Origin of the sequence: Pontibacter aydingkolensis, assembly GCF_019443125.1 — a bacterium.
Classification (GTDB): Bacteria; Bacteroidota; Bacteroidia; order Cytophagales; family Hymenobacteraceae; genus Pontibacter; species Pontibacter aydingkolensis.
This window is the reverse complement of sequence record NZ_JAHYXK010000031.1, coordinates 1-11822: the sequence shown is the minus strand read 5'-3', so window position 1 is coordinate 11822 and position 11822 is coordinate 1. Positions and strand designations below refer to the sequence as shown.

At 46.3% G+C, this 11822-nt stretch carries 10 protein-coding genes and 1 pseudogene; 5 read left to right on the top strand and 6 right to left on the bottom strand.

The features are described 5' to 3' along the window. Window positions 1-46: 46 nt before the first annotated feature. Window positions 47-670, bottom strand: coding sequence for a class I SAM-dependent methyltransferase (locus tag K0O23_RS19435; protein ID WP_219879128.1), 624 nt, complete (start codon window positions 668-670; stop codon window positions 47-49). A 123-nt stretch (window positions 671-793) separates the two neighbouring features. Here K0O23_RS19435 and K0O23_RS19430 point away from each other — a divergent pair, with 123 nt between their 5' ends. The 3 genes from K0O23_RS19430 to hutG all read left to right on the top strand — a co-directional run bounded on the left by K0O23_RS19430 (window position 794) and on the right by hutG (window position 4990). After that, window positions 794-2506, top strand: coding sequence for a urocanate hydratase (locus K0O23_RS19430; RefSeq protein WP_219879127.1), 1713 nt, complete (start codon window positions 794-796; stop codon window positions 2504-2506). A gap of 147 nt (window positions 2507-2653) precedes the next feature. Beyond that, window positions 2654-3922 carry an imidazolonepropionase gene (gene hutI, locus K0O23_RS19425; RefSeq protein ID WP_219879126.1) on the top strand — a complete coding sequence of 423 codons (1269 nt, stop codon included), beginning with the start codon at window positions 2654-2656 and terminating at the stop codon, window positions 3920-3922. 93 nt (window positions 3923-4015) lie between these two features. Then, complete coding sequence (gene hutG, locus K0O23_RS19420) at window positions 4016-4990, top strand: formimidoylglutamase (RefSeq protein ID WP_219879125.1); 975 nt, start codon at window positions 4016-4018, stop codon at window positions 4988-4990. A 361-nt stretch (window positions 4991-5351) separates the two neighbouring features. Here hutG and K0O23_RS19415 read toward each other — a convergent pair whose 3' ends face one another. Beyond that, the gene (locus K0O23_RS19415) at window positions 5352-5762 is read right to left on the bottom strand and encodes a hypothetical protein (protein ID WP_219879124.1); all 411 of its coding nucleotides are present in this window, start codon (window positions 5760-5762) and stop codon (window positions 5352-5354) included. A 364-nt stretch (window positions 5763-6126) separates the two neighbouring features. Between K0O23_RS19415 and K0O23_RS19410 the strand changes: the two genes are divergently transcribed. Both K0O23_RS19410 and K0O23_RS19405 read left to right on the top strand, forming a co-directional pair. After that, the gene (locus K0O23_RS19410) at window positions 6127-7509 is read left to right on the top strand and encodes an MBOAT family O-acyltransferase (protein ID WP_317195717.1); all 1383 of its coding nucleotides are present in this window, start codon (window positions 6127-6129) and stop codon (window positions 7507-7509) included. 15 nt (window positions 7510-7524) lie between these two features. Beyond that, a complete protein-coding gene (locus K0O23_RS19405) occupies window positions 7525-8511 on the top strand; it encodes a hypothetical protein (protein ID WP_219879122.1) in 987 nt (328 codons plus the stop codon). A 9-nt stretch (window positions 8512-8520) separates the two neighbouring features. On the opposite strand, the gene K0O23_RS19400 is transcribed toward K0O23_RS19405, so the two are convergent. The 4 genes and pseudogenes from K0O23_RS19400 to K0O23_RS20640 form a co-directional block, all read right to left on the bottom strand. Then, entirely contained in the window at window positions 8521-9435 is a 915-nt protein-coding gene (locus tag K0O23_RS19400) for a DUF1835 domain-containing protein (RefSeq protein ID WP_219879121.1), read from the bottom strand. 100 nt (window positions 9436-9535) lie between these two features. After that, the gene (locus tag K0O23_RS19395; RefSeq protein WP_219879120.1) at window positions 9536-10399 is read right to left on the bottom strand and encodes an SMP-30/gluconolactonase/LRE family protein; all 864 of its coding nucleotides are present in this window, start codon (window positions 10397-10399) and stop codon (window positions 9536-9538) included. Between the two features lie 62 nt (window positions 10400-10461). Beyond that, window positions 10462-11574, bottom strand: coding sequence for an AMP-binding protein (locus K0O23_RS19390; protein ID WP_219879119.1), 1113 nt, complete (start codon window positions 11572-11574; stop codon window positions 10462-10464). A gap of 146 nt (window positions 11575-11720) precedes the next feature. Further along, window positions 11721-11822: pseudogene (locus tag K0O23_RS20640) on the bottom strand (IS982 family transposase); the annotation flags it as partial.

Below are 11822 nucleotides of genomic sequence, written 5' to 3'. Positions count from 1 at the left end.
TGGTTAAGGAGGAGCAGGGGTGGTTGGACCAGCTGCTGATAATTACTTATGTTTTCCGCAACACCAGCGTTGTCATACTTCTTTCCTGCTCCACCAGTACCGTTTTAAGTGGCTCCAGCTTTTCTGCTTGCCAACCAGTTATCAGTTCATTTAATAGACCTTCATCAGCTAAAAACCATACTTGATCATATGGCATCTGGTATAGCTTATGCCCAATCTGCTTTAGCTTGCCCTCCATACCAATAGTTGTGCTTAACCTGCAAAAAAGCATGCCACCCGGTTTTAAAACGCGCCATAACTCCATGGCCATGCTTCTGAAATGGTCCTCTGATTTTGCAAAATGCAGCACAGCACTACAAGCCACCACATCAAAAGCCGCATCATCAAAAGGCAGGGAAGCCAAATCTGCTACAGCAAAGTTCTTCGGAGATAGCGTAGGAGCCAGTTCTGCTGCCATACTTCTAACTTTTTCAATGGCTTGCTCAGATGTATCTGCCCCGTATACTTTTACTCCGGCCTGCATCAGGTACTGAATGTTGCGCCCTTCCCCGCAGCCAGCATCCAGCAGCTTCATGCCTTGTGATATATTACCCTTCAGCAATTGGTCGAAAAGGTAGATATCGATGTTACCGAAGTGGGCACCAAGCGAGGTGAGTGGAATATGGAACATACTTGCATGCTAAAGGTACAGGCACTAAACTAAGCATCAGAAGTTAAATTAAGCATGTTTTTCATGCCTTTTTCTATATTTTTGTTGCATATTGAGTTCTTACTGACGTTTAAAGCAACAACTATGAATATTCCAGCTGCATCAGCAACAGTTCAACGCTCCGGCCTTTCGGTAAGCGAGTTTATACAGAAATACGCGAACCACCCTACCTATATTCCACCAACCGGCCCTATTCTAAATGCTAAAAACTGGCAATCGGAAGCTGCGCTGCGCATGTTCCTGAATAACCTGACAGATGAGGTGGCCGAGGACCCGAGCCGATTGGTAGTGTACGGCGGTATAGGGCAGGCTGCGCGTACGGTGGCTGATGCACAGAAGATTATAGAGGTGCTGCTTAATCTGGAAGAGGACGAAAGTTTACTCGTGCAGTCGGGTAAGCCGGTGGGTAAAGTTAGAACGCACGCTGAGGCGCCCCGTGTTTTAATTGCAAACTCAAATCTGGTACCTCATTGGGCAACCTGGGAGCATTTTAACGAATTGCGCGAGCGTGGCCTGATGATGTACGGTCAGATGACGGCCGGAAGCTGGATATACATTGGTACACAGGGTATATTACAGGGCACGTACGAAACTTTTGCCGCCTGCGGAAGAATTCACTTTGACGGCGACCTGCGCCACAAATTGCTTGTTACAGGAGGCCTTGGAGGTATGGGTGGAGCTCAGCCTTTGGCCGCAACTATTGCCGGAGCCACTTTCCTGGGTGTAGATGTTGATCCGGATCGCATTAAGAAGCGCCTCGATACCCGCTACATCGATAAAATGACTTATGATTACGAAGAGGCAAAAGCGTGGGTGCTAGAGGCAAAAGAGAAAGGTGAAGCCATCTCTGTTGGTTTGGTAGGCGATATCGGCGATGTGCTGGAGAAACTGATCCAGGATAACATCACACCTGAAATATTAACCGACCAGACCTCTGCACACGACCCGATTAACGGTTATGTGCCCAACGGACTGACACTGGAAGAAGCAAAAAACTTACGCGAAAAAGACCCGCAGGGCTACAAAGCATTATCCCTGAAAAGTATGGCCCGCCACGTTGGCTTTATGCTGGAGTTGCAGCGCCGCGGCAGTCGCACGTTTGATTATGGCAATAACCTGCGCGAGTTTGCACAGCAGGGCGGTGAGAAAAATGCGTTTAACATACCTGGCTTTGTACCGGAATACATGCGTCCGCTATTCTGCGAGGGCAAAGGTCCGTTCCGCTGGGCTGCCCTGTCCGGCGACCCTGAAGATATAAAAGTAACCGATGCTGCTCTTAAAGAACTTTTCCCGGAGAATGAGCACATGATCAAATGGCTGGTTGAGGCAGAGGAAAAAGTTGCATTCCAGGGACTGCCGTGCCGTATTTGCTGGCTGGGAATGGGAGAGCGTGAAAAAGCCGGCCTTATGTTTAACCAACTGGTGCGCGATGGCAAAGTAAAAGCCCCGATCGTAATTGGCCGCGACCACCTCGACTGCGGTTCCGTGGCCTCACCGTACCGCGAAACCGAGGGCATGCTGGATGGCTCAGATGCCGTTTCTGACTGGCCGCTGCTGAACCTGATGTCCAACACAGCCGGAGGTGCTACCTGGGTATCGTTCCATCATGGTGGAGGCGTAGGTATAGGCTATTCGCAGCATGCAGGCATGGTTATACTTGCCGATGGCACCGAACGTGCTGACCGCTGCCTGAGCCGTGTGCTGTACAACGACCCTGCCATGGGTATTTTCCGCCACGCGGATGCCGGTTACGAAACAGCACAGCAAAATGCAGAGAAATTCGGATTAAAGATTTAACCCATTATTCACCCTCCCCGTTAATCGGGGACGAACCCTTTTTCTTGTTATCCAGGATTTACGGGAGACCATGCTCAATCTAAGTATAAATTTCTGACCTCTCTAAGAGGACGATAATCATCTTATTTTAAACTGTAACACTAACCAATGGAAGCATCCGTTTCAACTCATACTTTAATTGGCCCTTTCTCCCAGATACTGACAATGGCAGAACTATCCGAGACTGGCCCCATTGCCGATGTAGAAATGCAGGTGCTTGAAAATGCGGGTGTGCTTGTGAGCAACGGTAAAATCTTAAGGGTTGACGATTATATCAGGCTATCGCAGGAAGCCGAGCAGTACGACTATACCGTAGAAACCTTTGAGGAGCCTATGGTGCTGCTGCCTGGTTTTATTGATGCCCATACACATATTTGCTTTGCAGGCTCCAGGGCCAACGATTATGCGATGCGGGTTGCAGGTAAATCTTACCTGGAGATTGCCCGAAACGGCGGCGGTATACTGGACAGTGTTCGCAAAACAAGAGAAGCCACCACCATTGAACTGGTAGAACTATTAAAACAGCGCTGCGACCGCCATCTAGCTGAAGGCATAACAACCTGTGAGGTAAAAAGCGGCTATGGCTTAACTGTAGACGACGAAATAAAGATGCTTGAGGCAATTCAACTTGTAAACAAACATCATGCCCTCGACCTGATTCCAACCTGCCTGGCAGCCCACATGCGCCCACCTGAATTCACTGATTCAAGGCTATACTTGAAAACTATTCTGGAAGAACTGATACCCGTTATAAGCGAGCAAAACCTAGCCAGCCGCATTGATATATTTATTGAGGATACCGCCTTCATAGAACAGGAAGCAGGAGAGTATCTGCTGGAAGTGAAGAAACTGGGCTTTGATGTTACCGTGCATGCCGATCAGTTTAGTACAGGTGGTAGTAAGGTGGCAGCAGAGGTGGGTGCAGTCAGCGCTGATCACCTGGAGGCAAGCGGCGATGCTGAGATTGCCTTATTGCGCGATGCCGGGGTAGTGGCTACTGTTTTGCCAGGTGCCTCACTTGGTTTGGGCATGCACTATGCACCAGCCCGTAAAATGCTGGATGGCGGACTTTGTGTAGCTATTGCAACTGACTGGAATCCGGGTTCGGCCCCAATGGGAGACTTGCTTATGCAGGCTGCCCTGCTGGGGGCCGCCGAGAAATTGACAACCGCGGAGACATTAGCAGCCATTACCACACGCGCTGCCCGTGCCTTAAACCTTACGGACAGGGGACAATTGGCAAAAGGCTTTCTGGCAGATATGATCGCTTTCCCGACAGATAACTACAAAGAAATTTTATACTTTCAGGGCAAGATGAAACCTACCAAAGTATGGAAAAAAGGAAGACCGGTGATTAAAAGCGATTTCAAAAATTAGAAAGATTTTTCAGTTCTCTTTTAGAAAACAGTTTGTTAAAATCACCTTTCGTTTTGGAAGTTCATCTATTTAATCCCCTTAATCGCCGGACAAATGTATAAACCCTCTACAAAAGCTGCCTGGGTTGGCCGTACAGATAGCCAGGATGGAACCTCGGGGCTGCGTTGGCACCAGGTAATCCGGTTCCTGAATTTAACGGATGCCTTTCCCCCGGTAGCGACAGGCGAAGTAGCCTTTGCATTGCTGGGCTTTTGCTGCGACGAAGGTGTTAGCCGAAACCTGGGCAGGCCAGGGGCCGCTGAAGGTCCGGCAGCCCTACGAAAAGCAATGGCCCCTTTTGCGCACCACTTGCCTGATCATGTGCAGCTGTATGATGCCGGAGATGTGATTTGTACGAATAATAATCTGGGTGAGGCGCAGGAACAGTTAGGCAGGAAAATTGCCCTTTTGTTAAAGCACGGTTACAGGCCATTGGTGTTAGGCGGCGGCCACGAAATAGCTTACGGGCACTATTTAGGTTTAGAGCAAGCTGCGTCTGGTAAGAGCCTGGGTATACTTAATTTTGATGCTCACTTTGACCTTAGAAGCTATGCGCAGCAGCCAAGTTCAGGTACTCCTTTCCTGCAGATTGCTGACAGAAGCAAAGCGCACGGCGACGATTTCAGGTACGAAGTGATTGGCCTGCAGGAGTATGGCAACACGCGTATACTTTTCCAGACTGCTGACAGGCTGCGTGTAAAGTATACTTTTGCCGAAGAAGTGCAACTTCACAACCTTCCAGACCTCACCAACCGATTAAATCAATTTCTGGCTACTGTAGATAAAGTGTACCTTACCATTGACCTGGATGTGTTTGTCGCCGGCTATGCACCTGGCGTTAGTGCCGTAAATGCGCTTGGGTTACAACCTGAAGTGGTGCTTGCACTTTTAAAAGCAGTTGCACAAAGCGGCAAGCTCTTAAGTATAGATGTAGCCGAACTTAACCCAAGTTTCGACATCGACAACAGAACTGCTAAACTAGGTGCCGGCATACTTTACCAGATAATAACTAACTGGAGTAAAGTTTAAAACCTACGGATTTGGCCCAGGCATAGAAGTAAAAAAGCCGCCCTGCTAGTATAAGCAGGGCGGCTTTTTTACTTCTATGCCTAGGTCGCGATTAACCCACCCCTAACCCCTCGCAAGAGGCAGGGTAGTTTCATTCTGATAAAAGTTTAAAAAAACATTTGTCATTCTGTAAAGAAACTTGGTAGAAGGGAGGTTAAGCCTTTACTGCCAGCTACCAAGATCCTTTCAGGATCACAGAAAAAAGAGAATGAAATGACCCTAGCCCCAAGAGGGGATCAATGCTTTATTGCGAAATTCCCCTCTTGGGAGGGCTTAGGGGTTGGTTTACACCTGCACAGAATTAGTGAAATCGCAACTTTGATTATTTACTTATCTTAAACTTTGTCCAGTAAGTGGTGTCGCTTGTTTTCACTTCTACTAGGTAAGTGTCAGGCTTTAATTTTCCCACGTTGTATTGCCAACTGGTTTTATTATCGGCTATACTGATCGGTTTTTGAAAAACTACTTTGCCTGCTGTGTTTTTTATGGCAAGCGTTGCATTCTCATCCAATTCCTGCGAAAAATCAAGCTGGAAAGTCCCTTTTTGTGCAGGTGTTAAGTTAATGCCTGATAGTGTTTCCGTTTTTGGGTTGCTGCTTTCTCCATTTTCAGCAGCAACAAGTATATGTTCCTGGCTTGGTGCTGCTATTTTAGAATTCTGCGCCTGCGTTGTGAGGTTTAGGGCCAGAACTGGTAGCAAAGCACCAAGTGCTAGCGCATATTTTTTCTTCATATTCTTTCTCCTTTCAAATCAACATATAGATATAACACCTGCTACTGCATATTTGGGGCCAAAATAGTTTACTGCATTTATCTTAAGCATGATTTTATACTTTATGCCGATAATTTCATAAAGACTAGCACTTAAACTTGTGAATTGAACTATGCCAACCAAAAATTAAATTTTATTAATGAGAAACTTAAAGTATACAGAAGTCGTATCATCCACCTGAATAAAACATATAATAATAGTAATAAAATATATTTGCAGAATTTAATTTTGTGTTATATGTCATCTGTCATCCAATCAGTCATCCATGCTGTTTAATTCATTAGAGTTCGCCATATTTTTGCCTTTAGTGTTTTGCTTTTACTGGATGCTGCAAAAAAGACTGGCGTGGCAGAATACGCTGTTGCTGGTGGCAAGTTATGTGTTCTATGGCTGGTGGGACTGGCGGTTTCTGACACTCATTTTCTTTAGCTCTTTAGTAGATTATATTGTAAGCCAGTATTTAGGCAGAACTGAAGATGATCGCAAAAGAAAATGGCTGCTTTATACTTCGCTGGCTGTAAACCTGGGGGTGCTGGGCTTCTTTAAGTACTTTAATTTCTTTATAGATTCGTTTGTAGAAACTTACTCTCTGTTCGGGCATAAACTTGAGCCAAGATCACTGAACATTATCCTGCCGGTTGGTATCAGTTTTTATACTTTCCAGACGTTGAGCTATACGATTGATGTTTATCGCCGCACACTAAAGCCAACGCGCAACATCATCGAATTCTTTACTTTTGTTTCCTTTTTTCCGCAGCTAGTGGCAGGGCCTATTGAGCGGGCAGCGCATCTGCTACCTCAGTTTAAAAATCAAAGGGTATTTGATTATACTTTTGCAGTATCGGGGCTTCGGCTAATGCTGTGGGGCTTCTTCAAAAAAATCGTGATCGCAGACAGGCTGGCCGCTTTTGTAGATGTGGTGTACAGTAACCCGGAGCAGCATTACGGCTTGACCGTTATACTGGGAACACTTTTCTTCGCCATCCAGATCTACTGCGATTTCTCGGCCTACTCTGATATTGCCGTTGGCACGGCCCGTCTTTTTGGCTTCGACCTGATGCGTAATTTCCGGACGCCATACTTTTCAACTTCCATGAAGGAGTTCTGGAGCAGGTGGCACATTTCCCTGTCTACCTGGTTCCGCGATTACCTGTACATTCCGTTGGGAGGCAACAGGGTAATGCCTATACTTTGGGCCCGTAACATGATGATCACGTTTGTGGTGTCGGGACTCTGGCATGGAGCTAGTTTTACGTTTATCATCTGGGGTTTTATACACGGCTTAGTGCTTATTATGGAGGTGCAGCTGGCTAAATATGCAGACGGACGTTTTGCTTTGAACAGGGCTGCCAGCTGGTTTATCACCTTCAGCCTTGTTTGCCTGGCCTGGGTATTTTTCAGAGCCGAAAATGTATCTGAAGCGTTTATGTTGCTTAGTCACATGACACAGGGGCTACCGGAGCAGCTATTGAACCCGGTACAGGTTTTCCAGCAGACCTTCTCTTCCGGCCTTAACCCTTACGTCTTTATAGCCTCATTAGCTGTGTTCCTGCTTGTAGATGGCCTGATCGGAACTAAGGATATTAACGATGTATTTACTCTGGCACCAAAGCCTGTAAGGTATGTGGCCTATTATACAATAGTTGCCTGGATTGTAATGTGGGGTGCTTATGATTTAACTCCTCAGTTTATATACTTTCAGTTTTAATGTTAGTTATCTGCTATGAAGAATTTCATTAAAAAGCTCTTTTTGTTGAGTGTCCCGGCCGGACTAGTCTTAATAGCTATACTACTGGGGCCTTACGATAAAAAGTTTGCCTATGCCTACCTCAAAGGCGATTATGAAGAGGCTTCTTCAATCTATAAAAGGATATTTGAGCGCCAGCAACCTATCGATGTGGCTTTTATCGGTACCTCGCACACGCTAAACGGAGTAAACGACTCGCTGCTAGAGAATACGCTTAGTGCGAAGTTAGGCCGTGATGTAAAGGTTGCCAACTTGGCCCTTTCACATTTTGGGGCAAACGTGCATTATGCCATTTTCAAAGACCTGCTTAAAACAAAAAAGCCTAAGTTACTGGTGTACGAGGTACGTGAGGTGGAGGCCCGCTTCAGCCATTTCGCATTTCCGATCATAGCGGATACAGAAGACGTATTGCTGCCTGAGGCCTTTATGAACACCTACCTGTTCCGGGATTACATATATGCTTTGCAGAGCAGATACGCTTATCTTAAAACTATGTCTGCAAAACAGCCGGTAACATTGGCCGCAAAAGCAAATCTCAATTACGGTTATTCGCCAATTAACCACATCGCCCCATACGACGAGTTGCTAATGTACAGGCAGCAGGAACTACAGAAACCTATGTTTTATCTGGGTGAGGATCTCAAAAATATAGAGTTCAGCCACTCTAAAAGCTACGTTCAAAAAATTTATGAGATAGCCCGCGAAAACGACGTGGAAATAGTGTTTTTATACTTGCCCTCTTATAAATCGCCTGTAAATAAGCCTGTAGAGTATGAGTTTTACAACCAAATGGGCCATGTTTGGATGCCGCCATCCCAAATCTTAAACGACTCAACAGCGTGGGCAGACATCAACCATTTAAACCACCGGGGTGCAACCGCCTTATCAGGTTGGTTAGTTAAGGAGCTAGAAAAGAACAACGCATTGCAGGGTAGTAGATTAGGTGCTATCGAAAAGAAATAGGTCAGGCCTTTAACAAGGTTGCAGGGTTTGTTTATTAGTATCGAAACACCAGCCTTGATTAGGTGTGATGTAAGCCCCTCCAATCCATTGTGGCTTATGCTTGAATGCTTCCTCGCCCTGAAGTACTTTTTCAGCCAGAGGTGTTAAGCTTAGAGGTTCTTTTTCCTGTACTAATTCTGGCTGCAACTCCTGCAGCATATACTCTAGTTGCCAGTCTCCGAAGCCAAAAGCTGGCTGCTTTTCCCAGAATTGCTTTATTACCTGCTTTACAGTAGAGCTTCCATTCTTTACACTTTGCAGCAGCAAAGTTTCGGGTTCGGTTAAGCCTGTCTTACAATTAGGGAAGCGGCGCAGGTGCAGTTCCAGAGCCTTTTGCAGGTTTGGTATACAGATGTCGTGTTGCTGCAGATAAGCCTGTAATTGCATTGGGTCTGGTCCGGCATACAGTTGCCATAGTTGCTGTGCCTGCTGTAACTGATACTCTTTTTGCATCTGGCGATTTTCGAATACCTGGTGTAATGCATCAGCCGTTAAATAGCCTATACTTTTGCCATCTGCAGGAGTGCAAACCGATATAACCCCAGGCTTAACCTGGCTTAACTTCTGGAGCAGGTATAACAGGTTTACCTGGCACATCAGGTCGGCATCAAACCAAAGTATAACCTCAAAAAAAGCATGGGCCATGTTCAGTTTTTCAAGCACATCAAGTACTTTTAGGCTGTAGCCATCGGGTGTTTCATTATAGGTTTGGGTTATGAACTCCTGCCGTTTCTGCCAGAACTCCTGCTCCGGTAAGCTTCCAATGGCAGGCCCCTCAGAGAGCACCTCGCGCCAGATAAGCACCTGGCCCGGAAGATTGGCAGCTTCAAAGGCAGGTAAAGAGGCATCGCCGTTGAGTATGTGCAGGGAGGGAAGCTTTTTCATAGTTCAAGTGTATTTTGGTTTAACAGAAGAAAGGCAGCGGCACATGAGGGTGCGGCTGCCTTTGCTTCAACATGATAACGGTCTTTTTAAAACGTAGGGTTTAGCGGTTTAGTCTGTAGGCTACCACGCGATTATCTTTAAAAGTGGGCACAAATAAAAGTCCCAGTCTGTCAGAATAGCTAATGTCGGCGGCATTTATACCGCTGTCGGTGGTGTTAAGTATGCGCCAGTTCTTGCCCTCTTCGTTCACAAAGTATACTTCGCCGTTCCAGTTAGACACCAGGAAACCGCCATCAATTTTCGCTATTCCGTCAGCAGACTTAATGTCTTTGGTCCAGTCGGTAAATTTTTGTGTTTCAGGGTCCAGGAAACGCACCTCGCCGTTAAAGCCAACAATCATGCGGGTCCCATCCAGGAAAATGCCGTTTGGCCTCTCTCCATCTATGTTTTTCATCCAGGTACTCACACGGCCGTTGCGCAACAGGTAAATGTTTTTCTGCTGAGAGTCTGTAACGTACACATTTCCTGCTTCATCTACCACCACATCATTCAGGAATTTTGCATTTTCTGCCTCATAGCGTCCCAGCACTGCCCCGGATTGGGTAGATATAGCCACAATCTCATTAATATCTGCTACATACAACACATTATTGTGCAGCGCCATGCCTTTAGGGTCGTTTAGGCCGGTTACCCAATAAAGGTTTTGTATCTGGCCTTCTGTGTTTAAGGTGGAGATAAAGCCATCTCCGTCTTTTTTGGAGGAATTGTTTTGGTTGATGTTGGACACGTAGATCACGTTGCGTGCCGGGTCGTGGAGGGCAGACTCCGGGGTGCGCAGTGTGTTATCGGTAGCCCATACTTCTTTAAGCTCGACAGGGGCTCTGGAAGAAAACAAACCACCACTGCAGTTGCTTAAAAGTATCAGGCATAAAAAAGAGCATACACTCGTAAGTATAGATCGCATGGTTGTTTTTGTTGATTTATACTTTCTACGGGTGTATGCCCTGGCTGTTATACTTTATGGGTTTAGTCGGTAAAGAGGCCCAGCTTCTGTAGCGTGCGCTGGCGCGACAATTTACCGGTTGCAGTCTCGGAAAAGGCAGGGCAATAGTATAACTCTTTTGCCACTTCAAACTTACGCAGTGTGCTGCGCAGCCTATCCATTAGGATTGTTTCGTCTTCAGAAGACAAAGGCTCTCCTTCCATAATCAGCACTACTTTATCGCCTAAAAGTTCGTCGGGTTGCGGTGCAATAAAAAAGCGAGGAGAATCTGTTAGGTCTGCAAAAGCTTCAGCAATGGCCAGTTCTACTTTTTCTACCTGCACTTTTACCCCACCTGAGTTAATTACATTGTCTACACGCCCAATCCATTTAAAGCGGCTTTTGGTAAGCAGCTCTACTATGTCGTTTGTGACAAGTAGTTCGTTATTCGTGAGGTCTCCTTTAATAGTGAGGCATCCACGCTTATCCAGGCTTACTTTTATACCCTCCAGCACCTGGTAATAATCGGCAGCCTCTGGCCCGTTAAGGCGGCGCAGGGCAATGTGCGAGGCGGTTTCAGTCATGCCATACGTATGATAAATTGGTGCCTGCACGCGTTGTAGTTCGCGCTGCAAAGTTGGGCTTACCGGTGCGCCTCCTACCAGTATGCCTTTCATGTTGTTTAGCTGGGGCAGGGCCTCCGGCAATTCGTTAAGAATGGTTTGCAGCTGCATCGGTACAAACGAGGCAAAGGCAATTGGCTCTTCACGGCCAATCAGTGTCATGGGGTTACTAATCGGCTCCACGATCACCATTTTAAGTTCAGCCATGAAACCACGTATCAGCATCATCATGCCGGCTATATATTCGGTGTTCAGACAAACTAATGTGAGGTCGCCTTTTTGCAGATTTAGCAAACTGATTGTACGGCGGGCACTTGCCTCCATCTGCGCGCGGGTATGCACGATGGTTTTAGGAGTACCGGTAGAGCCGGATGTTTGTATCGGAAATTCCTGGATGCCGTTTAGCCAGCTGCGGCAAAACTCTAGTGTCTTCGTTTCATAGCCGTTCAGGGGAATGCTGTTCCGGAAGGAGTAATTGGCGATCTCGTCGTAATAAAACTTTTTTCCGTTCAGTAGCAGGAAATCTTCAGTCATGTATAAACCAGCATAAAATCGCTTAATCAAGCGACGGTAAAACTCATATTAACGTAGCAGTTTACGTTATGCTGCAAAAATGGGAGAGATGTAACTGTAAAACAAACAAAGAGGCTTTTGAATGAATAATTAACTCAAGTTGCGAGCTACTCAATTACTTGAGCTAGCGTGTAGGCGAAGATAAAGAGGATTAGCTTTAGGATGAATCCTTCGGCTGTGACGGCATGGATCTTCCTGGGGAAGAAGCC